At 58.4% G+C, this 26195-nt stretch carries 23 protein-coding genes; 12 read left to right on the plus strand and 11 right to left on the minus strand.

What is annotated here, in order from left to right:
- Positions 1–33: 33 nt before the first annotated feature.
- The 3 genes from NLU14_RS15205 to pdxH all read right to left on the minus strand — a co-directional run bounded on the left by NLU14_RS15205 (position 34) and on the right by pdxH (position 1912).
- Positions 34–486 carry a DUF3429 domain-containing protein gene (locus NLU14_RS15205; protein WP_275707998.1) on the minus strand — a complete coding sequence of 151 codons (453 nt, stop codon included), beginning with the start codon at positions 484–486 and terminating at the stop codon, positions 34–36.
- A gap of 164 nt (positions 487–650) precedes the next feature.
- Positions 651–1238 carry a DNA-3-methyladenine glycosylase I gene (locus NLU14_RS15210; RefSeq protein ID WP_275708000.1) on the minus strand — a complete coding sequence of 196 codons (588 nt, stop codon included), beginning with the start codon at positions 1236–1238 and terminating at the stop codon, positions 651–653.
- 38 nt (positions 1239–1276) lie between these two features.
- Positions 1277–1912 (minus strand): pyridoxamine 5'-phosphate oxidase, encoded by a 636-nt coding sequence (gene pdxH / locus NLU14_RS15215; RefSeq protein WP_275708002.1) that lies wholly within the window; start codon positions 1910–1912, stop codon positions 1277–1279.
- Positions 1913–2119: 207 nt separating this feature from the next.
- Here pdxH and NLU14_RS15220 point away from each other — a divergent pair, with 207 nt between their 5' ends.
- Positions 2120–5035 (plus strand): DUF748 domain-containing protein, encoded by a 2916-nt coding sequence (locus NLU14_RS15220; protein ID WP_275708006.1) that lies wholly within the window; start codon positions 2120–2122, stop codon positions 5033–5035.
- Between the two features lie 12 nt (positions 5036–5047).
- On the opposite strand, the gene NLU14_RS15225 is transcribed toward NLU14_RS15220, so the two are convergent.
- A complete protein-coding gene (locus tag NLU14_RS15225) occupies positions 5048–5737 on the minus strand; it encodes an amino acid ABC transporter substrate-binding protein (RefSeq protein WP_275708008.1) in 690 nt (229 codons plus the stop codon).
- Between the two features lie 242 nt (positions 5738–5979).
- On the opposite strand from NLU14_RS15225, the gene yfbR reads away from it, so the two are divergent.
- Positions 5980–6573, plus strand: a complete 594-nt coding sequence (gene yfbR / locus NLU14_RS15230; protein WP_275708011.1) for a 5'-deoxynucleotidase — start codon at positions 5980–5982, stop codon at positions 6571–6573.
- 35 nt (positions 6574–6608) lie between these two features.
- On the opposite strand, the gene NLU14_RS15235 is transcribed toward yfbR, so the two are convergent.
- The gene (locus NLU14_RS15235; protein ID WP_275708013.1) at positions 6609–7643 is read right to left on the minus strand and encodes an SPFH domain-containing protein; all 1035 of its coding nucleotides are present in this window, start codon (positions 7641–7643) and stop codon (positions 6609–6611) included.
- Between the two features lie 2 nt (positions 7644–7645).
- Entirely contained in the window at positions 7646–8104 is a 459-nt protein-coding gene (locus NLU14_RS15240; RefSeq protein ID WP_275708015.1) for an NfeD family protein, read from the minus strand.
- A gap of 248 nt (positions 8105–8352) precedes the next feature.
- Between NLU14_RS15240 and NLU14_RS15245 the strand changes: the two genes are divergently transcribed.
- Both NLU14_RS15245 and NLU14_RS15250 read left to right on the plus strand, forming a co-directional pair.
- A complete protein-coding gene (locus NLU14_RS15245) occupies positions 8353–9168 on the plus strand; it encodes an SDR family NAD(P)-dependent oxidoreductase (RefSeq protein ID WP_275708017.1) in 816 nt (271 codons plus the stop codon).
- Between the two features lie 136 nt (positions 9169–9304).
- Positions 9305–10405: a GGDEF domain-containing protein gene (locus NLU14_RS15250; RefSeq protein WP_275708020.1), complete on the plus strand. Its 1101-nt coding sequence runs from the start codon at positions 9305–9307 to the stop codon at positions 10403–10405.
- Between the two features lie 185 nt (positions 10406–10590).
- Here the strand turns inward: NLU14_RS15250 and NLU14_RS15255 are convergent, their stop codons facing one another.
- Positions 10591–11481: a metal-dependent hydrolase gene (locus NLU14_RS15255; RefSeq protein WP_275708023.1), complete on the minus strand. Its 891-nt coding sequence runs from the start codon at positions 11479–11481 to the stop codon at positions 10591–10593.
- 243 nt (positions 11482–11724) lie between these two features.
- Here NLU14_RS15255 and NLU14_RS15260 point away from each other — a divergent pair, with 243 nt between their 5' ends.
- The 8 genes from NLU14_RS15260 (at position 11725) to NLU14_RS15295 (ending at position 20500) form a co-directional block, all read left to right on the plus strand.
- Positions 11725–12831: a helix-turn-helix transcriptional regulator gene (locus NLU14_RS15260; RefSeq protein WP_275708025.1), complete on the plus strand. Its 1107-nt coding sequence runs from the start codon at positions 11725–11727 to the stop codon at positions 12829–12831.
- Between the two features lie 185 nt (positions 12832–13016).
- Positions 13017–13523, plus strand: coding sequence for a TRAP transporter small permease subunit (locus NLU14_RS15265; protein ID WP_275708027.1), 507 nt, complete (start codon positions 13017–13019; stop codon positions 13521–13523).
- Positions 13523–14845, plus strand: coding sequence for a TRAP transporter large permease (locus tag NLU14_RS15270; protein WP_275708029.1), 1323 nt, complete (start codon positions 13523–13525; stop codon positions 14843–14845). The genes NLU14_RS15265 and NLU14_RS15270 overlap by 1 nt, the downstream gene beginning before the upstream one ends.
- Before the next feature lie 90 nt (positions 14846–14935).
- Positions 14936–15982 (plus strand): TRAP transporter substrate-binding protein, encoded by a 1047-nt coding sequence (locus tag NLU14_RS15275; protein ID WP_275708032.1) that lies wholly within the window; start codon positions 14936–14938, stop codon positions 15980–15982.
- 108 nt (positions 15983–16090) lie between these two features.
- Positions 16091–17458 (plus strand): glutamine synthetase family protein, encoded by a 1368-nt coding sequence (locus NLU14_RS15280; protein ID WP_275708035.1) that lies wholly within the window; start codon positions 16091–16093, stop codon positions 17456–17458.
- Between the two features lie 9 nt (positions 17459–17467).
- Positions 17468–18853 (plus strand): aldehyde dehydrogenase family protein, encoded by a 1386-nt coding sequence (locus NLU14_RS15285; RefSeq protein ID WP_275708037.1) that lies wholly within the window; start codon positions 17468–17470, stop codon positions 18851–18853.
- Positions 18854–18898: 45 nt separating this feature from the next.
- Positions 18899–20044 (plus strand): iron-containing alcohol dehydrogenase, encoded by a 1146-nt coding sequence (locus NLU14_RS15290; protein ID WP_275708039.1) that lies wholly within the window; start codon positions 18899–18901, stop codon positions 20042–20044.
- 48 nt (positions 20045–20092) lie between these two features.
- Complete coding sequence (locus NLU14_RS15295) at positions 20093–20500, plus strand: NINE protein (RefSeq protein ID WP_275708041.1); 408 nt, start codon at positions 20093–20095, stop codon at positions 20498–20500.
- Positions 20501–20742: 242 nt separating this feature from the next.
- Here NLU14_RS15295 and nirD read toward each other — a convergent pair whose 3' ends face one another.
- The 4 genes from nirD to NLU14_RS15315 form a co-directional block, all read right to left on the minus strand.
- Entirely contained in the window at positions 20743–21111 is a 369-nt protein-coding gene (gene nirD, locus NLU14_RS15300) for a nitrite reductase small subunit NirD (RefSeq protein ID WP_275708043.1), read from the minus strand.
- Positions 21112–21231: 120 nt separating this feature from the next.
- Positions 21232–23745, minus strand: a complete 2514-nt coding sequence (gene nirB, locus NLU14_RS15305) for a nitrite reductase large subunit NirB (protein WP_275708046.1) — start codon at positions 23743–23745, stop codon at positions 21232–21234.
- 29 nt (positions 23746–23774) lie between these two features.
- Complete coding sequence (locus NLU14_RS15310; RefSeq protein ID WP_275708048.1) at positions 23775–25004, minus strand: NAD(P)/FAD-dependent oxidoreductase; 1230 nt, start codon at positions 25002–25004, stop codon at positions 23775–23777.
- Between the two features lie 292 nt (positions 25005–25296).
- The gene (locus NLU14_RS15315) at positions 25297–26166 is read right to left on the minus strand and encodes an ABC transporter ATP-binding protein (RefSeq protein WP_275708225.1); all 870 of its coding nucleotides are present in this window, start codon (positions 26164–26166) and stop codon (positions 25297–25299) included.
- Positions 26167–26195 lie beyond the last annotated feature (29 nt).

A 26195-nucleotide genomic window follows, 5' to 3' on the forward strand; every position in this document is an offset into this window, starting at 1 on the left:
CGCGGTGGTGGGGAGCCTGGGCCGTTCCTTGGACTATCCCTGAACTGTAAAGAACCAGACACCGGCAGCCACCTGGCACACCAGTACAACGGCTGTCAGTACCAGCCTTAGTTGCAGGTACCAGTCAGGCCAGTAGTCTTTCATCCAGCGTGCATCCACGACGTAGAGAGCCATATAAGCGACGGTATAGACCACTATCTGGGCAGCGATGGGGAGTAGCAGGCCGATTCCGGCGGTGATGAAAAACACCTGGCTCAATAGCATGGTTACCAGGGGAGAGATGGGGTAGCAGCGGTTTTCAAGCTGCATGGCCAATGGCCAGTAAATGCCGGCCATGAAGGCCAGTATGCCGGCACTGTAGAGGTAAAAGTAGCTGATGATCAGCATGCTCTGGGCAGGCATTGTGAACAGCCCGAGAATGGCAGCCAGGAACGGTAGCAGGCCGGCAATACCGACAACAATTGCCAGCCGGGCGACGGCAATCACGAGTCTCGCCCTTGCACCCGTTTTCTCATCAAGTTTTCCAGGGATACTCTCACCGTAATACTCTCGCAGTAGGACTCGGGGGATAATGTGCTACCCACGGACTTACGAGCAACGGATCGTTTGGGATCATTGGGACCGCGCAATCTCCCCGGAAAACTACAGGTTCAGGTTCTTGCAGCCAGTTCCCGACATACTGAGTGCTGCGGGCAATCCACCAGATGGTCGTTTACCATTCCAGTGGCCTGCATAAAGGCGTAAACAATCGTGGGGCCGACAAAATTAAACCCACGCTTCTTGAGCGCCTTGGACATGGCTTCGGCCTCGGGTGTATGTACCGGCACGTCAGCGAAGCGCTGCCAGCGATTCTGAATGGGTTCGCCACCCACGAACGACCACAGGAAATCACCAAACGATTGGCCCTGTTCCTGTAAATCCAGATAACCCCGGGCGTTGCGAATGACGGATTCCACCTTCAGTCGGTTACGGACGATGCCCTTGTCCTGCATCAGCGACTCCACCTTGGCATCGTCGTAACGGACGATTTTCTCCGGATCGAAGTGGTCGTAGGCAACGCGATAGTTTTCCTGCTTTTTCAGGATGGTAATCCAGCTCAGGCCGGCCTGTTGGCCGTCCAGGCACAGTTTTTCGAACAGTGCCAGATCGTTATATTCCGGCCGGCCCCAGACGGTATCGTGGTAATCGACGTAGAGTGGGTCGTCGCCACACCATGGACAGCGTTGTTGATCGGTCATAGTTTACCTTTGAGCGAAGAGTGATGGATTGGCTGGCGTCAGGGCTGGAGGCGGTCGATGCGCCACTCGTCGCCCTGTTTTACATATTCAAAACGGTCATGCAGGCGGCTTGGCCGTCCCTGCCAGAACTCGATCCGCTCCGGCACCACCCGGTAACCACCCCAGAAGTCCGGCAGCGGGATTTCACCATCGCTGAAGCGGCGTTTCATCTCCGCCACTTTCTGCTCAAGCAGTCCGCGGGAGGTAATGGCCCTGCTCTGTTCCGACACCCATGCGCCGATCTGGCTGCCCCGTGGGCGTGATGCGAAGTACCTCAGTGACTCGGACTTGCTGACCTTTTCCACAGGGCCCTGAATCCGCACCTGTCGATTAAGGCCTACCCAGGGAAACAACAGCGCCGCTTTGGGATTCTCCGCTATTTCCCGTGCCTTGCGGCTGCCGTAATTGGTGTAGAACACGAAGCCGGAGTCATCGAAATATTTCAGCAATACCGTGCGTATGTCAGGCATGCCATCCTGGCCGGCTGTAGCCAGGGACATGGCATTGGGCTCAAGGATGCCGGCTTCCCGGGCATCCTTGAACCAGCCCTGGAATTGCCTGACCGGGTTGTCATCAAGAGCGTCACGGTCGAGACCTTCGCTCTCGAAGTCGCGGCGCATATCGCTAATGTCCATATGGGGTGCCTGCGTAAATCTGTGTAAGAAATTTCGTTGTCCGATACGATGAAAACAGAATATCGGGTTCGTTGCGCCCTGTCAGTCAATGGATGATGCCAGCCCACGGAGGACTCCGGCTGACAAAACCGACACAGGCGGGCTATCCTTGGTGGACAGGTTGGGGCCGGACCGCGCCCGTCATCAATGATAAACAAGGAGAGCCCGGTGGTTGAGAGCCGCACAAGAAAATTGTCCGCCAGAAATATTTCGGTGGCTGTACTGGTTCTGGTGGTGATCTATGCCCTTGCCGGGTTTGTGGTGTTGCCCTGGTGGCTGGAGCGGGCACTACCGGAACGGCTGGAGCAACACATGGGTTGGCAGGCGGAGATTGAAGACATCCGCGTGAACCCCTTTGTCATGAGCGTTGAAGCCCTGAACCTGAAGGCATCGGACAGCGAGGGTGAGCCGGTGGTCGCCTTTGACAGCCTGTACGCCAATCTCGGCGTCTGGCGCCTGATCACCGGGGTTGTGGCGCTGCAGAATATTGAGCTCGAAGAACCCTACATCCGCCTGGACCTGCTGGAGGACTACAGTGTCAATTATGCCCGTGACTGGCAGGCCAACAATCCCGCGGGAGAAGAGCAACCGGCCGCCGACGAGCCGGATTCCGGGGAGCCGGTCCGGCTCTATTTTGACCGGGTCAGGGTGTCTGGTGGCGAACTGCTGTTCCGGGACTTCAGTCAGCAAGGCCAGGAGGCATTCCGGGTAACACCCCTGGATCTGGCGCTGAACGACCTGGCAACCTGGCCCCGTGATGACGCCGAGAGTAACTATTACCTGCTGGCGGCGGTCGGCAGCCAGACCATAGAATGGGAGGGGGACCTGAGTATTTCCCCCCTGTATTCGCAAGGGTTTATCAAACTGGGCGATGTCTCCCATGAAACGCTCCAGCACTTCCTCAAACCCTACCTTCCCTATCACCTCCGCAGTGGTAGTGTGACCCTGAGTTCCCAGTACGAACTGCAATCTCCCGGCGAGTTTTTCCTCACTACGTCAGACGGCCAGGTTACCATCGAAAACGTTGACCTCGGTCTTGAGGCGAACAGCGAAGAAAGTCTGTTTTCCGCCGACAGTCTCAGCGTTGGCGATATAAGTTTTGGGCTCAACAACCGCGAAGCTTCAACCGGTACCGTCAATATCGACGGCATGAATCTGGCGCTGCATCGCGATCAGAACGGGCAGATTAATCTTCTGGCCCCCTTCCAGGAGGGTACCGACGGGCCTCAGGACGACGAAGGCGGCTCGGGTGCCCCCTTCCGCTGGTCGGTGGCCGGAGTGGAGTTGGGCAACAGTCAGGTGACCTGGCGCGATGATCAGCCCCAAACCAGTGCCGAACTGGCGCTCGAGGATCTGTCGGTCAGTATTGACCAGATTTCCCACCGCCTGGAAGACCCGGTTAACTACAGTGCCAACGCTTCCCTGAACGGTGGCGGAAAATTGTCGATTAACGGCCAGGCTACGCTCACGCCTTTCACCCTTGAAGCCGGTATCTCCGGAACGGAAATCGCCTTGGCACAGTTCGGCACCTACGTCAGCGAAGCCGTCAATCTGGATGTCAGGGACGGTCTGCTGACTGTCGACGGCAACCTGGACCTGGATCAGCAGAAGGAGCCACTGACGGGCACATTCAGCGGTACCGGCGAGGTGTCGGCCCTTGATCTGCGCCTGGGCGACAATGACGCGCCCCTGATCCAGTGGGAGAGCATGCGCCTGCAGCCAGTGGAATATAATGTGGCACCGGCGCGGCTAGAGATCGGAACCATCACCCTGGCCGGCCCTTCCGTGAACGTGGTTCGCCAAGGCAGCGGCGTTCACAATATCGAGAGAATTGTCAGGGACTCGTCGTCGGAAGGGGAAGCGTCAGCCGGGGATGAAAATACCAATGGGGGCGAACCTGAGTTTATCTTTCGCATTGGCCAGTTGATGCTGGAAGAGGGCGCCGTTTCCTACACCGATCGAACGCTGGACCCGGCCTTTGCAACGCGGATCGACCAGTTGCGTGGCTCAGTGACTGGGCTCAGTAATGTGGCGCCGCAACAGGGCCAGCTTTCGATGCAGGGGCGTGTAGGGGATGTTGCCAGCATGACTCTGAATGGCTCCGTGGGCACCCTGGGAACAGAGGAAACCAGTGACCTGAAGCTGGCCATGGAGGGGGTGTCACTGCCCATGTTGTCGCCCTACTTCGGCCGCTATCTCGGTTACAGTGTGGACAGTGGCAAACTCAATCTTGACCTGGATTATGAGTTTTCCGGTAGCCGTCTGGATGCGGCCAACAGCGTGGTCCTGAAGCAACTTGAGCTTGGAGCGCCGGTACCCAGTGATGAGGCTGTGAGCGCGCCGGTGAAGCTGGGCCTGGCGTTGCTGCGGGACCGGCAGGGGGTCATCGACATCAACCTGCCCATCAGTGGTGACCTGGATAACCCGGATTTCAGTGTGGGCCAGGTGGTCATGCGCGCGTTCGTAAACCTTGTCGCCAAGGCCGCGACGTCACCGTTCAGTATGTTGGGCTCCATTGCCGACCTGGCGGGCCTGTCGGGAGAGGAGCTGGGCAGGGTCAGCTTTGAGGCCGGCCGCACCGAGCTCGCCGAAGGCGAAGACGTCAAGCTGGAGACCCTCGGCAAAGCACTGAATGATCGTCCCGGTCTGGCCCTCAATGTACGCGGTGCCGTTGCACCACAAGCCGACGGCAATGCGCTGAGGCGCCAGAAACTGTTTGAGGATCTGGGCATTGCCGACGCGGATTCAGCATCCGAGCGCATTACGCGACTGGAGCGGGCGTACGAAAACTCCGACTACGTCGCGTCGATAAACGAGTTCCGCAACGACGTTGCCGGCAATAACGGCGAGCCAGGTGAGCAGGAATGGGAGCAGGCGTTGGTGGAACGGTTGATCGCGACTATCGAACTGCCACCGGAGGCATTGGGTAACCTGGCGACTTCACGGGGCGTGTGGCTGCGAGAGCAGATGCTGGAAGAGTATGACGTGCCGGCCAACCAGATATACCTGCTGGACCCTGTGCGCGATGCCAGCGCCAATGACGAAGGCAAGGTTACCATCAGCTTCGAGCTGGATGCCCGCTGACCCTGGCCTTGGTCAGGGCGTTTCGGGATCGGGGATGCCTGGCGGCAACTGCAGTCCGTGGTTGTCAACCAGCTTCTGGTAGCGGCCATCCCGGATCAGTGGTGACAGCATTTGCTCAAGGGCGCCTGGACTTATCGGTCCGTTTTCCCGGGCCATGATGTGGAGCTGATAGGTCTGGTCGGCGGTATCGGACACCAGGAATCGGTCCCTGTCGCCGGGATTGTCCGCCAGATGTTTCCGGAGATAGGAACGGCTGACCACGGCAACCTCCGCAAGGGACGGGCGGTCCGCCTTGATCAGGTCCAGGTTGCGGCTATGACTGTGGGAGAACTCGATATTGAACCGTTCTTCGAGTTCGGCATTGTCGGTGGACAGTCCGGCGAAGCCATAGTGATAGCCGGAGATGGCAACGATGTGTCGTTCTGCGATGTTGTCGAAGAAACTCTGGCCTCGCCCAGGCTTGTTCAGAGCTACATAGACATCCTCGTCCATCAGCACTGGATAGGTGGCCTGGACTGGCAGGCGTTCCCAGCCCCAGTTCGGGTTCTCGAAGAAGATGACGTCGAACAATCCGGCCTGGAAATCGAGGTGCCGGCGCTTGGGGGAGGTGTGGACAATCCTGAAGATGACGTTGTTATTGGATGTGTTCAGCTCTTGCAGCAAGTCACCGAGCAGGCCCTCTGCCTCGCTGTGATTGCTCACGGCGGCGACTGGCGGGAAATCGTAGACACCAACTGAAATTTCAGTCTGGGCAGAAACACCTGTCGAGAAACTGCATGCCACGGACAGGCACAATATCATTAAGGCGGATTTCGGTAAGTGTCGGAGTCTCAAGGTCTGGCGCTTCCAGATGGTAAAATTTGAACGTTCATTCACATTACCATCGTTTAATCTTAGTCAGAAGAGGCCAATTATAAACTTATGCAAAACGGGGAAAATACGGTATGAACCGCCCTCTCAGTCATTTCTTTGCCTATGTCTCCCGCTTGCGGTGGATCAAACGCTGGGGGCTGATGCGCAATGCCATTGAGGAAAACGTTGCCACCCATTCGTGGGAGGTGGCTACCCTGGCCCATGCCCTTGCGATTATTCGTAACCGGCACTTCGGTGGGCAGGTGAATGTCGACCGGATTGCCGCCGCCGCCCTTTACCACGACGCCACGGAAGTGATCACCGGGGATTTGCCAACACCGGTCAAATACCATTCCCGGGTCATGCGTGAGGCTTTCGGGGATATTGAACACAAGGCTGAGGCGGAACTGCTGGCACTTCTGCCCCCTGATTTGCGGGAGGACTTTGCGCCCTATATTCGCGAATCGCAACTGGCGCCGGAAGAGAAGGAACTGATCAAGGCGGCGGACCGCCTGTCTGCCCTGTTGAAATGTCAGGCGGAAATGCAGGCCGGTAACAAGGAATTCGAGCCAGCGGCAGGCCATATCCGCAGAAAGCTGGAGCAAGATGGCCTGCCTGAGGTGATGTATTTCCTGGAAGTATTTGCACCGGGTTATCAGCGGCCGCTCGACAACCTTCTTGGATGAGGCTGTCGGCGGCCATGGAATTCACCGGTGGTGGCTCAGCTGTTACCGGCTGAGGCCACCATGCCACCGCGCAGCCCATCCTGCTTTACGCTCTGGCGCACGATGTCCTCGGGGCTGCCGGCCAGTTCCCGGAACATCCCCATGGAGCCCAGAAGCGCCGAGGATTCGTAAGGCACGAAGACCCGTTCGCCGTCTTTGGCCATGTTCGGCAACACCTTGATATAGCTTTGTCCCAGCAGATAGCCGATAACCGTCTGCTTGTTCTGTTCGGTGTCCCCCATGGCGCTCAGAACCAGGCGGATGGATTCCTGCTCACCCTGGGCCCGCAGGATGGCGGACTCCTTGTCACCCTGGGCGTTGAGAATGGACGATTCGCGCTGGCCCTGGGCCATGGCAATGGCTGCGGACTTCTCACCTTCCGCCTCGGTTACCGTGGCACGGCGTTTACGCTCTGCGGCCATCTGCAGGCGCATCGCCTCTTCCACTTCCTCCGGCATACTGATGTCCTGCACTTCAACACGGGTCAGCTTCACACCCCATTTGGAAGCGGCTTCTTCCATTTCCGCCTGGATAGCGTTGTTCACTTCGCTGCGGGATTCGAACAGCTTGTCCAGTTCCATCTTGCCCACCACCGAACGCAGGGTGGTTTTCGCCAGCACTTCCACCGCCTGGCTCATATTGGCCACTTCGTAAACCGCGCGGCGTGGGTCGATGATCTGGTAATACAGTGCGCCATTGATGGTCACGGTGACGTTGTCGGTGGTGACCACAGGCTGGCCGGGAAAGTCCATCACGGTCTCGCGGCGGTCAATTCGAGTCTCAAAGCTGCTGCTGGGATGATACTCGTCACCGATGCGCATGTAGCGGGTCATGGTAATGGCGCGCGGGCGCTCAATGAACGGGATGATGATGTTCACGCCACTTTCCAGGATGCGGTGAAACGACCCCAGCCGCTCGATCACCATGACCTCGGACTGGCGAACGATTACCAGGCCCTTGGCGATGATGAAAATACCAATAACAACAAAAATGAGGCTGATAACCAGCCCGGGGGAAATAACCGATTCCATGTTTACTGCTCCTTGTGATTGATCGTGTGAACAACGGCGGTGGTGCCGTCAAAACGCTCGAAAATAACCTCGGTGCCGTCCGGCAAGTCGGTCGTGCCGGTATCGCTGGTACGCAGGCGATAGAAATCGCCATTGACCTTGATGCCGCTGGCGTCGTCAAAATCCCGTTTCAGCGTCCGGTACCGGTTGCCCTGTTCCACACCGGTGCCGGTGGTGCCGTAGGCCACGCCTTTGGGCGAAAACCGGGGCTTGATCCAGCGAATGGCAACGGGTACCAGGATGCCTGAAAACACACCCATGCCCACCAGTTGCCATTCAAAGGGCGCGCCCAGGAAGGTCAGTACTGCCGTCAGCGCAGCCGCGATACCCAGTGCCAGTAACACCAGCACACCGGACGTCAGCTCCGCGAGACTCAGCACAAGGGCAAGAATCAGCCAGAAATGCGTAAGGCTCCATTCCATACAGAAGCATCCGTTAGTGACAGAAAAGGGGTGGACCGGTGATTGTACCCAAATCAGGCCGCCGCCGTCGCGAATTGTGCACATTCACGGGGTGGGAGTCACGAAGGGAGTCACGATTTCAATGTCATCAGACGGTTCACCGCCAGGGGTGGCCGTATTGCCCCTGCTGCGGGTGCGCTTTTGCCATATCCAGCGGCCCGACACCTGATAGAGTAAGCAACACATTGCACAACAAGAGGTCGTCGACCATGAAGAAGCTGAACAACAGGGTTGCGGTAGTCACCGGTGCGGGTTCCGGTATTGGCCGGGCACTGGCCAGTGCACTGGCGGCAAAGGGCTGTCGCCTGGCACTTTCGGACGTCAATGAGGCGGGTCTTGCCGAAACCGCAGCGGATTGCAGCGGTGTGGAGGTTCGCACCTATACCCTGGATGTTTCAGACCGGGATGCGATTTATGCCCATGCGGAACAGGTAATGGCGGACTTCGGCCAGGTGAACCTGGTGATCAACAACGCCGGTGTCGCCCTTTCCGCATCGGTACGGGAAATGACCGACGACGACTTCAAGTGGATCATGGATATCGATTTCTGGGGTGTGGCTCATGGTACTCGCGCGTTCCTGCCGCACCTGATCGCCTCCGGGGACGGTCACGTGGTCAATATTTCCAGTGTATTCGGGCTGATTGGCGTGCCTAAACAGAGCGCCTATAACGCGGCCAAGTTCGCGGTTCGCGGCTTCACTGAATCCCTGCGCCAGGAGATGAAGCTGGAAAAGCAGCCGGTAGCTGTCAGCTGCGTCCATCCCGGTGGTATCCGTACCAACATTGCCAATGCAGCGCGCATGGGCAAATCGGAAAACGCCGAGGCCCAGCGCAAAGGCTTCGACAAGCTTGCCATGACCACACCGGAGAAAGCGGCCGATACGATTGTCAGGGGCATTCTGAAGAACGAGTCCCGCATTCTGGTGGGCCCGGACGCCTGGGGCATTGATGCCCTGAACCGGGTGTTGGGTTCCGCATACCAGCCCCTGGTCGAGCGGTTTTCACGGAAAAGCCTATACGTCTGATCCCTTTTTCATGCTTGCCGTATCTCCGTGGTCGCAAGGCGGACTGCCGGGGTGATTGAAGCCAGGTAACGGCCGCTGTATATTTTACATACAGTCACTCACCCGACCCACGCTGTATTTCAGGGAAAGAGGCAGCATGAAAACACCCCAGCACCCGGACCTTGGTGCGTCGCTTGAACAAAGCCGCTCAGGGCTCCGGGATACCCATCGCCGCTCACTGATGCGGGCGCTCTTTCTGGTTACCGGTTCCGCGCTGGTGGTGTTCGGCTGCCTGCAGATTCTGAACGGCTATATCTGGCTGGCGACCGGCGAGTTCATTGCCAGCCTGCTGCTGTTTTTCGGGGGAACCAGGATCAACCGAACGCCTCGTCTCCAGGTCTGGATTTACAGTTACCTGATAACGGGGTTTTCCTTTGCTCTGCTGATCATGCTGGTGCCCGAGGCCTCGGTGTCGGCCTTCGTGTGGGTGCTGATGATGCCGGTTCTGGCCTACCTGCTGCTGGGCAAGAAAGAAGGGTTCCTGCTTAGCGCGCCATTCGTGGCGGCCGGCTGCGTGACCTACTACTTTCACCTGGAGTTCGTCGCTGATGCTGGCGGCATGATTGATCTACTGAACATGGTGCTCTGCGCCATCCTGATGCTGGGATTTATCCATCTTTATGAAACCCGTCGCGAGGAAGCCGAGCATAAACTGTTCACCCTCGCGCAGACCGACGCGCTGACCGGCCTGGCCAACCGCGCCAACTTCCAGAGCACCCTGGCCCGCACTCTCGCGGAAAGCGCCCGCAGTGGCGCCGGTTTTGCGTTGGTGATCATGGACATCGACCACTTCAAGGTGGTGAATGACACCATGGGCCATGATGCGGGAGACAAGGTGCTACAGGACATCGGCCAGCGCCTGACCGAGCGCCTGCGCACCACGGATGCCGTTGGCCGGCTGGGGGGAGAGGAATTCGGGTTGATCCTGCGGGATGTGAAACCGGAGGATTCTTTTGAGCTAATGGATGAGTTGCGTCAGCGTATCGCCGCCAGCGAGTTGCCCTATGGTGAGGCCACGATCCGGGTAACGGCGTCATTCGGTATCGCCCACTATCCCGACCATGCCACTGAAGTAGAGAGCCTGTTCCGGATTGCAGACCGCTGCCTGTTCAGCGGCAAGCGTGCCGGCCGCAATATTGTTGCCAGAGCTGGTCTGTCGGCGGTCAAAGACCAGCGCGCTGCCGGTGGCCCGTTATAACCAAATGTCGTCTTACCGGTTCGGATAACTCCCAGGTTCGGGTCGTAAGCGGGCACCTTCTGCCAAAACCGTGCGGAGCCATGGATGGCGGAGCCCGAGCCGCACAGGGACGTCTTGAGGCGTGTTTTGGCAGAAGGTGCCCGCTTGCGACAGCACGGACTTAGCGATAACCGCAGGCTACTGGGCTACTGAATAGTCCGCCGATTCCCCTTCTGGTACTGCGGGGCAATGTACTCGTTGATCTGTTCCTTGAAACGGGCAATCAACTTGCTGTTGTCATGGTCCCAGGGGTGGAATCCGGGCTTGAAGTATTCCAGCCAGGTTGGCGCCAGGCTGGAGAAGGTGCCGTTCTTGCCCCACATCCGCCACAGACCAAGGGCACTGTCCTTCAACGAAAAGTTCTTGCGGTCGTTCAGCATCATCCGTGTGGTGAAGTAGCTGGCCATTACGCCCAGCGCCGCGGTACTGAAGGCCAGGTAGAAGGTGCGCTCAGCGTAGGTACCGCCAACCTGGTTGAACACATCATAGGTCACCGCCTTGTGCTCGGTTTCCTCAATGGCATGCCACACCCACAGCGGGCGCATGGTCTCGTGCATATCCTCGCGAACGTCGTTCCGCTCCAGCAGCATGTCCGCCATCATCGCCGTCATGTGTTCCAGGGCGCAGGTGATGGCCAACTGGTGGCGTTTGGGTAGCTTCTTGGCGATACCCAGGACCACTTCCAGGTGTTCTTCCAGCTCTTCCACCGGCATGCCCTGATCCCGCACATGCTGGTTCATGGACTTGTGTTCCAGGGAATGCATGGCCTCCTGGCCTATAAAGCCCCTTACTTCCTTTTTCAGCTTGGGATCCTTGATCTGGTCCTGATAGTGGCGGACCGAATCCACGAAAAACTGCTCACCCTGCGGGAACAGCACCGACAGTGCATTCATCGTGTGGCTCAAGGTGTAACTGTTGTTAAGCCAGTAGCGGGGGACCTTCTCCCCGAACTCGAAGCCCATGCGTTGTGGCTTGATGGCAACGTTGTCCGGTGTGCGTGCAACCGGCCTGGTTTCAGTGGTTTTCGTTCTCAGCATGTCATTACTCCCGCGCTTCGGCGCTATGGCTGATGTGATGGCTCCAGTGTGGGTGAGTCAAGGCAGGCTTTGAATGCGAAAAGGGGACGGCCATCGTGGAGTAGGGGCCAGAGCTGGCCTCAATTGACTGTGCTGACGTGGTTGCCGGTGCCTCCAGTCACAGTGCCGCTGTGCCAGGCTTCTGATAGCATCGGTAGCAGTGAGTCCTCCCACAACAACTCTCACACAATACAAGGAACCTCCATGGCGAACCCGGGCCCGGAAAAAGAACGGCAGATGCTGGGACTGTTTCTGGTTCCCGGTGTGTATCTCCGGGTGCTGGCGGACGTAGTACGGCAATTGGGCCACAACGACCGCAGCCTGTATGACGGTATGGATTTCTCGCCCCAGGACCTGAAATCCAACGACAGCCGGGTGTTCGTCACCGATGCCATTGTGATGGTGGAGCGTGCGCTGAACCTCGCCGGAAAAGACGGCCTGAGCTTCATGCTGGCCCGGGAACTGCGGGTTACCATCCATGGCACCCTCGGTTTTGCCGCCCTGACCAGTCCCACCCTGGCCGGTGCCCTGGATTCGGTGCGGCGTTACCTGCAGTTACGGGTGCCTTTCCTCACCATGACCCTGACAGACACCGGCGACCATGTGTTGGTGCGGCTGCGCACGGAATTTGACGTGCCGACCCAATACCGCTTCCTGGCGGAAACCGTAAGTGCCACTCTGATGATGCTGGCGGAACAACTACTTGACCGCGAGGATGCTGAGAAACGGGGCTTTCCACTGGTGGATGGCAAGCTCCCGGGCGTAAAAGTACAACTGACATCACCGGAACCGTCTTACTATCGTAAATTTGCTACCCAGCTACCGGTGCCCTTCGAATACGGTCAGCCGGAGGAAACCATGGTGTTCCCCAAGGGCCTTCTGGACACTCGCATGCGCCTGGCGGATGCGGAGGCATCCCGCATGGCACGGGACCAGTGCGAGTTCGAGCTGCAGAAAGCCCTGAAAGACCAGGGTGATATCACCTACGCCATCCGCAACATGCTCCACGTGATGCCCGGGCCACTGCCGTCCCTGGAAGCGATGGCGGAGCGTTTCTGCGTGTCCTCCCGCACCTTGAAGCGGCGGCTGGCTGAAAAGGACACCACCTACCGTGAAATTGTGGAGGCGGTGCTGAAAGACCGCGCCATCCAGCTCCTGCGCTACACCAACCAGTCAGTCAGCGAGATCGCCTACGAGCTGGGCTACGCGGACCTGTCCAACTTCAGCCGTGCCTTCCGCAAATGGACCGGCAAGTCTGCCAGCGAATTCCGCGAGGGTGGTCCGGATCCAGCGCCTGAGGTGGGGCCGTGACAAAAACCTTCTGGTAAGGCGACAGCTCAAAAATGCTGTGCTAGCTTGAAAGTTCGGTTATAGAAAAAACAGGACATTGTTGCGATTGAGTGTCGCAATGACCTGATTGCGACTAGGGAACAACAGCAGTCCATGGCCGTGTGGCTATCTGACTGGCTCGCTAACGCATTGAGTGGGGTCTGTAGATGCCACCTTTCGTCAACGGATACATCCGATTCGTGGATGCTGTAAATTACCGTATTGGCAGAGCGGTGATGTACGGCATCTTTGTCATGGTCGCGATTCTGCTGTGGTCGTCCATTTCCAAAGCGTTCTTCCTCCCCTCTTTATGGACGCTCGAAGCCGCGCAGTTTGCCATGGTGGCGTATTACATCCTGGGTGGCCCCTATTCGATCCAGCTGGATGCCCATGTGCGCATGGACTTGTTTTACGGCAACTGGCCGGCCCGTAAAAAAGCCTGGTTTGATGTCTTCACCATTTTCTTCCTGATTTTCTTTCTGGGCATGCTCCTTTACGGCGCCTATGACAGCACCAGCTATGCGATTCAATACGGCGAACGCAGCTCCTCCGCGTGGCGACCCTACATGTGGCCGATCAAGGTGGTTATGTGCATCGGCTTCTCACTCATGTTGTTGCAGGCGGTATCGGAGCTTTTCAAAGACATCGCTCGTATTCGGGGAGAAGACGTCTGATGTCTTACGATTTCATAGCGATTTTCATGTTCGCCTCGATGATGTTGATGCTGATGACCGGCCAGCGCGTGTTCGGGGCAATCGGTGCCGTTGCGGCAGCGTCAGCACTGGCGCTGTGGGGAACGGGTGGTTCCGATATTCCCTTCTCATCCGCCATGAAACTGATGAACTGGTACCCGCTGCTGACGTTGCCAATGTTTATCTTCATGGGCTACGTGCTCTCGGAATCGAAAATCGCCGATGACCTGTACCGAATGTTTCATGTCTGGATGGGGCCGATTCATGGCGGGCTTGCCATTGGCACCATTGGCCTGATGGTGCTTGTGTCGGCCATGAATGGTTTGTCGGTTGCCGGTATGGCCATCGGTGCAACCATCGCCCTGCCCGAACTGCTACGGCGGGGCTATGACAAGCGGATGGTGACTGGCGTGGTTCAGGCGGGTTCTTCCCTGGGCATCCTGGTGCCGCCCTCGGTAGTGCTGGTGCTATACGCCATGATCGCCCGCCAGCCGGTGGGGCAGCTTTGGCTTGCGGGCGTTGTGCCCGGGCTGATCATGGCCGTGATGTTTATCGTCTACATCGCCGTGCGTTGTCGCCTTCAGCCGGAACTCGGGCCTGTGCTGCCAAAAGAGGAGCGCCAGGTCAGCCTGGGCGAGAAGTTACGCCTGTTGCGTGCCGGGGTTCTCCCGGTGGTTATTTTTGCCTCTATGATGGTGCCGTTCGTCAAAGGTTGGACCAGCCTGGTGGAAAGTTCGGCCATCGGCGCCATGGCGGCATTCGTCGCGGCGATCCTCAAACGTCGGATGACCCGGACAGTGTTTGAAGCTTCCGTGCGACAGACGCTGGCCATTTCCTGCATGTTCATGTGGATCATCCTCGCCGCCCTCGGTTTCGGTGCGGTGTTTGACGGGCTGGGTGCCGTAAAGGCCATCGACAACCTGTTTACCGAGCAACTGGGTCTCAACCCCTGGATGATCCTGATCATGATGCAGTTGTCGTTTCTGCTGATGGGGACGTTCCTGGACGATACCGCAATGCTGGTGATTGTTGCGCCCCTATACGTACCGCTTGTGGCGGCCCTTGGTTTTGATCTGATCTGGTATGGCGTCCTCTATACGATTACCACCCAGATTGCCTACATGACGCCCCCTTTCGGTTACAACCTGTTCCTTATGCGGGCCATGGCGCCGCCTGAAATTTCCCTGCGCGATATCTACAGTTCGATTCTCCCGTTTGTCTGCGTGATGCTGGTGGCACTGTCGCTGATCATGGCGTTTCCACAGATTGCGCTCTGGCTGCCGGAGTACGTTTACAACAAGTGAACCGTCAACGTTTTTGGATGAACACGAATGTCGGGTAACACACCGGAGGCCGGCCGGCTTCCATAACAAGCGTCAGTCAAGGAGGTCGCCATGACCACAAGACGTAATTTTCTCGCATCAGCATCCGTAGCAGCACTGGCGGGGGCCGCCGCCTTCACGCCGCCCAGACTATACGCGCAGGAGCCGAAAATACGATGGCGGCTGCAAACCTACGCCGGGCCTGCGCTGGCAGAACATGTGGTCAAACCCGCGATCGACAGCTTCAACCGTATTGCCGGTAAAGAGATGCAGATCGAGCTCTATTTTGCCGATCAGCTTGTTCCCACGGGGGAACTGTTCCGCGCCATGCAGAAAGGCACGATCGACGCGGTTCAATCCGACGATGACTCCATGGCATCGCCCACCGAAGTCACCGTCTTCGGTGGCTACTTCCCGTTCGCCAGCCGCTATTCGCTGGATGTGCCCGTGCTGTTCAATCAGTACGGGCTCAACGAAATCTGGGACGAGGAATATTCCAAAGTGGGCGTGAAGCACCTGTCTGCCGGTGCCTGGGATCCCTGCCATTTTGCGACCAAAGAGCCGATTCACAGTCTCGCCGACCTCAAAGGCAAGCGTGTCTTTACCTTCCCAACCGCGGGCCGTTTCATGAGCCAGTTCGGGGTGGTGCCGGTTCAGCTTCCCTGGGAAGACATCGAGGTTGCGGTGCAGACGGGTGAGCTGGACGGTATCGCCTGGTCTGGTATTACCGAGGACTACACGGTGGGCTGGGCAGACGTGACCAATTACTTCCTGACCAACAATATCTCCGGTGCCTGGGCGGGATCCTTCTTCGCCAACATGGATCGCTACAACGAGCTTCCGGATCATCTCAAGGAACTGCTTAAACTGACCATGGACAGTTCCCACTATTACCGTCAGTGGTGGTATTGGGGAGGCGAGGCCAAACTGCGTACAGACGGCACGAAAATGGAGTTGACCACCATTCCGGACAAGGAGTGGGCAGAAGTCGAAAAGGCGGCGCGTGTGTTCTGGGACGAGGTCGCCCAGGAGTCCGAAACCAAGGCCCGGGTCGTCAAGATACTCAAGGAATACAACGAAAAAATGGAGAAGGCCGGGCGGCCCTATCGATACACCTGATGGGATCGCGGAGAAACACTGCGTTCAGTGGCGATCACTCCCGAATCAAGTCGTCACTGAACGCGGCGTCTTTCAGCTTAATTGATATTGTTATTGTGGAGCCGTGAGATGGCAGCTCAACTGTCTTTTAAAGAACTGAAAAAGTGTGTCGAAGACGGCACCATTGATACGGTCGTGGCGGCGATTCCGGATATGCAGGGGCGCCTGATGGGCAAGCGCTTCCAGGCCCAGTACTTTGTCGATACTGCGTGGGAGGAGAGCCACTGTTGCAAGTACCTTGTGGCCACCGATCTCGAAATGACAACGGTGGAGAACTACGCCTCGACCAGTTGGGCGGCCGGTTATGGCGACTATGTAATGAAGCCGGATCTGACCACCCTGCGCCGCCTGCCGTGGCTCGAGGGTACCGCCTTCATCCTGTGTGATCTGATTGACCACGTCACGCACGAGCCTGTTCCACACTCGCCACGGGCAGTCCTGAAAAAACAACTGGAACGGCTCTCGGCCATGGGGCTACAGATGACCACGGCCACTGAACTGGAATTTTTCATCTTCCGGGAGACTTTCGAGGAGATGCAAAAGCGTCAGTACCACCATATGACGCCCATCAGCCCTTATAACGAGGATTACCACATCTTCCAGACGACCCGCGAGGAAGATGTGATGCGCCCGATTCGCAACGGGCTCTACCAGGCGGGCATCACGGTTGAGAGCAGCAAAGGTGAGGCTGACGCAGGGCAGGCCGAACTCAACATCCATTACTCCGACCCGCTCACCATGGCCGACACCCACGTTCTGGTGAAGAATGCCGTCAAGGAAATCGCGTGGCAGCATGGACGCAGTGTGAGCTTCATGGCCAAGTGGAACCACAACGCCGCCGGGTCATCCAGTCATATCCACCAGGCCCTCTCGGACAGCACGGGAAAATCGGTGTTCTACGATCCCAGTGGCGCCCATGGCATGTCCAAAACCATGGAACATGCGCTGGCCGGGCTACTGGAATACGCGAACGACACCACCTTCTTCCTCGCCCCTTATGTTAACTCGTACAAACGATTTGCCGCCGGCACCTTTGCTCCGACCAGCACCGTCTGGTCCATCGACAACCGCACCGCTGGCTATCGCGTTGTTGCACCGAACACCGACGCCGTGCGGGTAGAGTGCCGCATTGGCGGTTCGGACCTCAATCCGTATCTGGCGCTGGCATCGCAGATTGCTGCCACCATCGCTGGCATCGAAGGCAAGCTCGAGCTGGAACCGGAATTCTCCGGCAATGCGTATGGCGCCGAGTCTGCGCGCAGCATTCCATCCACATTGAGAGCAGCCACTGAGTCCTTACGCGGCTCGACCATGCTGCGGGAAGCCATGGGCAACGACGTTATTGATCACTACGTGCGCTGTGCGGAGTGGGAGCAGGAAGATTTTGATCGTGTTGTCACCGATTACGAAGTCAAACGTGGATTTGAGCAGGCGTAGGACACAGCTATGAGCACTACCATTCAATGCATATCGCCCATCGATGGTTCCGTGTATGTGGAGCGGACAACGCTTTCCCTGGAAGCCGCGCGTGAGGCCGTCGCCAGGGCAAAAAACGCACAGCCGGCCTGGGCCGCCCTGCCACTGTCAGACCGGGTTCAACGGGTCCGCGACGGCATTGCCCGCCTGGGTGACATGAATGACGACATCGTCGAAAAACTGGCCTGGCAGATGGGGCGGCCCGTGCGCTACGGCGGCGAGTTCGGGGGCGTGGACGAGCGGGCCGGGATGATGGCGGATCTTGCGGAAGAAGGGCTTGCGTCCATCGAGATTGAAAACAGCTCGTCGTTTCATCGCTATATCCGGCGCGAACCCCATGGCACCGTGCTGGTTGTCGCGCCCTGGAACTATCCGTACATGACGGCGGTTAACACGGTCGTTCCAGCCCTGATTGCCGGTAACGCCGTGTTTCTCAAGCACGCGTCACAAACGCCCCTGGTCGGTGAGCACATGGCTGAGGCGTTCCACGCCGCTGGCGTCCCTGAAGAGATCTTCCAGAACGTGTTCCTGTCCCACGAGACCACGTCCGCGCTGATCGCGGAAAAAGCCTTCGGTTTTGTGAATTTCACCGGTTCGGTGAACGGGGGGCAGGCCATCGAACGCGCCGCTGCCGGCACCTTTACCGGCGTAGGGTTGGAACTTGGTGGTAAGGACCCCGGTTATGTGATGGACGATGCGGATCTGGAAACCGCAGTGGAGACACTGATCGACGGCGCCATGTTCAATGCCGGCCAGTGTTGCTGCGGCATTGAGCGCATTTACGTCGCAGAGAACCTGTTTGATGCGTTTGTTGAGAAAGCCGTTGCCATCGTCAGCGCCTACCGGCTTGGTAATCCACTGGACAGGGACACAACGCTCGGCCCGATGGCGCATGTCCGTTTTGCCGACCATGTCCGGGAGCAGACGGCAGAAGCCGTCGCCGGCGGCGCCCGGGCACTGATTGACCCCGAGCTGTTTCCTGAACAGGGCGGGGCCTATCTGATGCCGCAGATCCTTATTGATGTAGACCATTCCATGCGGGTCATGCGGGAGGAATCCTTTGGCCCGGTGGTCGGCATCATGAAAGTCAACGATGACGCCGAAGCGGTCGCATTGATGAACGACAGCGAATTCGGCCTGACTGCGTCTCTGTGGACCAAAGACATTGAGCGGGCCACGCGGGTGGCCGATCAGATCGAAACCGGTACGGTGTTCATGAACCGTTGTGATTACCTGGACCCGGCGCTTTGCTGGACCGGCTGCAAGAACACCGGTCGCGGTGGGGGGCTTTCGATCATCGGCTACCACAACCTGACGCGTCCCAAATCGTACTACCTGAAAAAACCGGCGATCTGAACACCGGATCAACAGACCACCCGATTTTATGACGAGGGGCTGACAATGACACTTTCCGCAAACTGGTCCTATCCCACGGATATTCGTTTTGGCGCCGGCCGTATTGCCGAACTCGGCGAATGCTGTAAGGAGGCAGGTATAACCCGACCGTTACTGGTGACCGACAGAGGGTTGGCAAGCCTTCCCATTACCCGGAACACACTCGATTTGATGGAGCAGGCCGGCCTTGGACGAGCCATGTTTTCAGACGTTGATCCCAACCCCACGGAAATCAATATGGAAGCGGGCAGAAAGGTCTACCTTGATGGTAACCACGACGGTGTGATCGCCTTCGGCGGAGGCTCCGGGCTGGACCTTGGGAAACTGCTGGCCTTCATGGCCGGTCAGACCCGGCCGGTGTGGGATTTCGAGGATATCGGTGACTGGTGGAAACGCGCGAATGCCGACGTGATTGCGCCCATCATCGCTGTGCCGACGACTGCCGGCACGGGGTCGGAGGTGGGGCGAGCCAGCGTCATCGTCAACAGCCAGACCCACGTCAAAAAGATCATCTTTCACCCCCGAATACTGCCGTCGATTGTTATCTCCGATCCGGAACTGACAGTCGGTATGCCGCCGTTCATTACGGCGGGAACGGGCATGGATGCGTTTATCCACTGTTTTGAAGCCTTCTGTTCGCCCAACTTCCACCCCATGAGCCAGGGCATTGCGCTGGAGGGCATGCGGTTGGTAAAGGAAAACCTTCCCCGGGTGTATGCGGACGCAGGTGATATCGAGGCTCGCGGGCAGATGCTGGTCGCCGCCGCCATGGGAGCTGTGGCTTTCCAGAAAGGCCTGGGGGCGACCCATGCGGTTTCCCATTCGGTCGGCGCGATCTACAACACCCACCATGGCATGACCAACGCCGTGGTATTGCCTTCGGTCATTACCATGAACCGGCCAGCGATCGAAAGCCGGGTCGACGATATTACCCGCTACCTGGGCATTGCCAATGGCTTTGACGGATTCACCCGGTTCATCATGACGTTGCGGGAATCGCTTGGCGTGCCCGAACGCTTGAGGGACATGGGTGTGGGGACGGATCGCATTGAGGAAATGACCAGAATGGCGCTTGAAGACCCCAGCGCTGGTGGCAACCCGGTGCGGATGACAACGGAGAACACGCGAGCTTTGTTTGAAGCGTGCATCTGATTGATCTATTGTCAGTTCTGGCTAAAACTCACGCCAAAAGGAACGCAAATGGCAACCAATCAGGACACCCACAGCAAACTCATCGGCTACCTGCTCTGGATCTTCGGATTCCTGGGCTCGCACCGGTTCTACTACGGCAAGCCGATCACCGGCACCATATGGTTCTTCACCCTCGGATTACTGTTTATCGGCTGGATTATTGACCTGTTTCTGATACCGGCCATGGACCGGGAGGCGGATCAGCGATTCCGGGAGGGTGAAGTCAGTTACAACATCAGTTGGATACTGCTGACGTTCCTGGGAGTGTTCGGAATTCACCGGATGTACATGGGCAAGTGGATTACCGGGGTTATCTACTTGCTCACCGGTGGCCTGTTCCTGGTGGGCGTACTCTATGATTTCTGGACGCTGAACAGCCAGATCTCGGAACGCAACCAGGAAATGAAGTTCAGCTAAGCCTCAAAGTCTGGCTGCCAGTGTTGCAGTATTTCGGGCTTGGCGGAACATTGGGGTGATGGTTGAACGGGCCTGCTTTTTTGGTTTTGGGGGAGTCGCCGCTTCAGGGGGTAGGGGTATTTTTTCTTTGGGAAAAAGAACTCGCTTCGCTCAGACACCTTTTTCCTGGCAGAAAAAATACCCCTACCCCCCAAATCGGCTTTTTTGACCTTGGCAAAGGCCTACCGGGGGTAACTCTCCGGTTACGCGGCGGCTGATTCCTTGTTGACTGCCGGGATTTCTACTCGGACGTTGTTGCCATCCAGCAGGACCGGGTAGGTTTTCACGGTCACCTCCTCATCTTCAAGGCACTGGCCGGTCTGCAGGTTGAAGTGCTGCTTGTACAGCGGTGAAGCAACGATCGGCTGCCCTTTCAAATCACCGGTAATACCCCGCGCCAGCACGTTCTTGCCGGTAAACGGATCGGTATGGCTGATGGCAAACAATGCCGGCAAACGATGAGGCAAATAAAACACCGCCACCGGCCCATCTTCAGTCCAGACTGCAACCCCGGACTCCGGCACAAGGTCCTCAACGGTACAAACAACCTCCCAGGAAGTGCGTGCTCTCATAACGTTCTCCAATTTGATTCCAGTTCATCTCACCCAAGGCGTTAATTCATCACCCAGTGGGGCCGTAAACAGCGAAAACTCGTGACCCGACCCCCGCGCTCCACCCCCGAGCCACCAGTCTTAAGCAGGCTCCCCCTCAAGCAAAGGCCGCCGCTGATACCGCTCAGTAGTCCACTCCTGAACCGGATCCTTCTTGGACGGCGCATTAACAAACTCCCGGAACCGCTTCCGCTTCTCAGGATCCTCAACGGCCGTCTTCCACTCACACTGATAGGTATCCACCAGATCCGCCATGTGCTGCTCCAGTTCCTCACCAATGCCCAGGCTGTCCTCCAGAACAACCTGCTTCAGATAGTCCAGACCACCTTCCAGGTTCTCCATCCAAACGCTGGTACGCTGCAGACGATCTGCCGTGCGTACGTAGAACATCACCACCCGGTCAATGGTGCGGATCAGCTCCTCATCGGACAGGTCAGTGGCGAACAGGTCGCCATGGCGCGGGCGCATTCCGCCGTTGCCGCAGACGTACAGGTTCCAGCCGTTCTCCGTGGCGATCACACCGAAGTCCTTGCTCTGGGCTTCCGCGCATTCACGGGTACAGCCGGACACGGCCATTTTTACCTTGTGAGGCGCGCGCAGGCCCTTGTAGCGGTTCTCCAGGGTGATCGCCATGCCCACGCTGTCCTGGACGCCGTAGCGGCACCAGGTGCTGCCCACACAGGATTTCACCGTGCGCAGGGACTTGCCGTAGGCGTGGCCGGTTTCGAAGCCGGCGGCGATGAGTTTCTCCCAGATTTCCGGCAGCTCGCTCAATGTGGCGCCGAACAGGTCCACCCGCTGGCCGCCGGTGATCTTGGTGTAGAGGTTGTATTCCTTGGCCACTTCACCCAGCACGATCAGTTTGTCCGGGGTGATTTCACCACCCGGAATGCGCGGCACGATGGAATAGGTGCCGTTCTTCTGCATGTTGGCCATGAAGGTGTCGTTGGTGTCCTGCAGCGGCACATGGTCGGTGGCCAGGATGTGTTCGTTCCAGCAGGTCGCCAGGATCGAAGCCACCGCGGGCTTGCAGATGTCGCAGCCATGGCCCTTGCCGTGCTCGCGGATCAGCGTGCGGAAGGTGCGGATGCCGTTGACCTTGACGATGTTGAACAGGTCCTGGCGGCTGTACGGGAAGTGCTCGCAGAGGTCCTTGCTGACTTCCACGCCGCGTTTTTCCAGCTCTCTGTCCACCACGTTCTTCAGCAGGGCAGCGCAGCCACCGCAACCGGTGCTGGCCTTGGTTTCGGCTTTCACGCCGGCAAGGTCGGTACAGCCCGCGTCGATCACGCCGCAGATATCGCCCTTGGACACGTTGTGGCAGGAGCAGATGGAAGCGGTTTCCGGCAGGGCATCCGGGCCCAGGGTCGGGGCGCCGCCCTGGCTTTCCGGCAGGATCAGGGTTTCCGGGTTCTCAGGCAGCTCAATGCCGTTCAGCGCGTATTGCAGCAGGGTGTCGTAGTGGCTGTTGTCGCCCACCAGGATGGCGCCTAGCAGTTTCTTGCCGTCTTCGCTGATCACCATGCGTCGGTAGTGGCCGGCCTGTTCGTCGTTGAAACGGATGTTGCGGGCGCCCGGTGTGGTGGCATGGGCATCGCCGATGGAGCCCACGTCCACACCCAGCAGTTTGAGTTTGGTGCTCATATCGGCACCGGTGAAGGCCGCTTCGGTGTCACCGTTCAAAACGGACGCCAGGGTGCGGGCCATGGTGTACCCAGGCGCCACCAGTCCGAAAATCTTCTCGCTCCACAGGGCACACTCGCCAATGGCATGGATGTGTGGGTCCGAAGTGGTGCACTGGTCGTTGATGACAATACCACCGCGCTCACCCATGGCCAGGTCACTGGAGCGCGCCAGGGCGTCCTGGGGACGGATGCCGGCGGAGAACACGATCAGGTCGGTTTCCAGGTGGGTGTCGTCGCTGAAGTTCATCCGCAGGCGGGCGTCCTCACCTTCAACGATCTCGGTGGTGGCCTTTTCGGTGTGCACCTGCACGCCCAGTTCCTCGATCTTGCGTTTGAGTAGGGCGCCGCCATCACTGTCGAGTTGTACCGGCATCAGCCGAGGCGCGAATTCCACCACGTGGGCCTCAAGGCCCAGGCTCTTGAGGGCGTTGGCTGCTTCCAGGCCCAGCAGGCCGCCACCGACCACCACGCCGGTTTTGACGCCGTCGGCACTGGCGCGGATGCTGTCCAGGTCCTCCAGGGTACGGTAAACGAGACAGTGGGGATGTTCGTTGCCCTTGATGGGCGGCACGAACGGGTAGGAGCCGGTGGCCAGTACCAGTTCGTCATAGCTGTAGTCGCCCATGAGCGTGGTGATGGTCCGTTTGTCACGGTCGATGCCGGTTACCTGCTCGCCCAGGCGCAGGTCGATGTGGTTCTCCGCGTACCAGTCGGCCGTTCCCATCGCCAGGTCGGCGTGGGTGGAGCCGCCGAAATAATCGGACAGGTGAACCCGGTCATACGCCAGCAGCTTCTCTTCGCCAAATACCTTGATGTCGAAGTCCGCCGCAGCGGGGGTCGCCACCAGCTGTTCCAGGAAATGGTGACCGACCATGCCATTGCCAATAACGATCAGGGTTTTCTTGCTCATGGTAATTCCTCTCTCTGTTCCCGGCCGCTTTACGCGGCTTCGCAGTAGTGCTTGCCAAAGGCCAGATGGGCCCGATAAGGGCTGATGTCATCGGCCTGTTGAATGCGTTCGCTGTACCAGGGGCCGTCGCTGGTTTCGCCGAACAGCACGGCGCCCGTGAGTTTCTGGTCGCGGATCAGCAGCCGGCAGTAGCGGTTGGTGTCGTAGTCCTGCCAGACCACGGACTCGGTATCAGCATCCGCTTCGGTCTGGCCGCAGGAAAAAATGGGAATGCCGCTGATTTTCAGGCGTGTCGGGATCATGGACGGCTCGAAGACAGCCGGGCTGTCGTCGTCGCATAACACCTGTGCCAGCACCTCCGCCTGTTGATAACCCGGCTCCACCAGCCCGAAGGTTTGGCTCTCAACCTGACAGCATTCGCCGAGCGCGTAGATGTGTGGGTCGCTGGTCTGCAGTTGCGGGTTCACCCGGATGGCCCTTTCGCAATCCAGGCCAGCCGCCCGGGCCAGTTCCGTATTGGGAGTAATGCCCGCGGCAATCACCACCAGGTCGGTGCTGATCAGGGTTTCGTCATCCAGTTGCACCGCGCGCACCAGGTTGCGGCCGAGCAGGGCAACGGGAGAAGTATTGGTGCGAACCGATAGCCCGCGTTCAGTCAGGGCGTCTTCCAGGAGCGCGCCACTGGCGCGGTCCAGTTGCCGGTTGAGCAGGTGGTTGCTGCGGTGCAGAACGGTCACAGCCATACCACGGCTACGAAGCCCCTCGGCCGCCTCCAGGCCCAGGAAGCCACCGCCAATTACAACTGCCCGGCGATGGCGCTGGCTGATGTTGATGAGCCTGCGGGTGTCCTGCAGGTCGCGGAAACCCATCACGCCGTCCAGGTGTTCACCGTCCAGGCCGAGACTGGCGGAGCGGGAACCGGTTGCGATAACCAGGCGGGAATAGGGTTGAACCAACCCGCTCTCGGTGCTGACAGTTTTCTCCGCGCGGTCGATGGCAATGACCGGATCCCCCTGGTGCACCTCAATATTGTGCTGCCGGTACCAGTCGGGTTGCTGCAGTTGCAGGCTGTCTTCGCTGGCATCTCCCGCCAGAACCGCCGAAAGCTGGATACGGTTGTAGGCCGGCGTTGCTTCACCGTTAAACACCACAATCCACTCGAACGGGTTCTGCGGCTGCGCGACGAGATTTTCGAGCAAACGCTGGGCTACCATACCGTGCCCGCAGATAACGAGAGTCTGTTCTTCCCCTGCGCTCATGATCGCTATCCCCTTACTGCCCAAACAAAAAAAGCCGGAGCATCTGATCCCCGAAGGGGCTCGATGGTCCGGCGCCAATGCCAACAACAATGATCTGATGGTCCGGCCGATCCGTGGCCGGGACGTTCTTCCCTGTCTCTATAGTAGCGAACGCCGTGCCAACACCGTTAATCCTTTATTTACAGTAAGTTGAGCGATGTCGCTTTGAGGCCGGCCCGAAAACCGTGCGCTCTGACAGGGCGACATGCACCGGATGAGTGCTTCTGATTGGCACGAGCTTCTCCGTTTGATCTCAGGCGATGCGGCGAACCGGGCTTTCCTCGCTTTCGTTACCCACATCCGGCAAATTGTCACCCTGCGCTGGCGCTTCAGCCTCGGCGGTTGGCTCCTCTTGCTCATCCTCGCCCTTGCCGGGGAAACGTTGCTTCTCGTAAAGGAAAGACAACACCGCCTGGCGGTAACGTACGTACTCGGGGTGATCGGCCAGGGTGACCCGGTTGCGGGGCCGTGGCAGCTCAATGTACAGCTCCTCGCCAATGGTGGCGGCGGGGCCGTTGGTCATCATCACAATCCGGTCCGACAGCAACACCGCCTCGTCCACATCGTGGGTGATCATGATCACCGTGCTGTTCAGGTCCTGCTGAATTTTCATCAGCGAATCCTGGAGATGAGCCCGCGTCAACGCATCCAGCGCCCCGAACGGCTCGTCCATCAACAGCACGCTGGGCTTCATCGCCAGTGCCCGGGCAATGCCGACGCGCTGCGCCATACCGCCAGATATCTCGCCGGGGCGCTTGTCGAGCGCATGGTCCATGTTGACCAGCTTGAGATTGTGAAGAATCCACTCCTTGCGTTCCGCTTTGCTCATGGATTTGCGGAACACCTGCTGTACGGCCAGTTCCACGTTCTCGTACACGGTCAGCCAGGGCATCAACGAATGATTCTGGAACACCACAGCTCGTTCTGGCCCCGGAGTGTTTACTTCGTGCCCGTCCAACACACAGCCACCACGGGTGGCCTGCAATAGACCGGCTACGATATTGAGCACAGTGGATTTTCCGCAGCCCGAATGGCCAATCAGTGAAACGAATTCGCCTTTACGGATTTTCAGGTCAATATTTTCCAGAGCAATAAACGGCCCTTCCTTGGTATCAAAGGCCATTTGTACATTAGTCAATTCAAGATGCGACT

The organism is Marinobacter iranensis, from assembly GCF_029207565.1.
Lineage (GTDB): Bacteria > Pseudomonadota > Gammaproteobacteria > Pseudomonadales > Oleiphilaceae > Marinobacter > Marinobacter iranensis.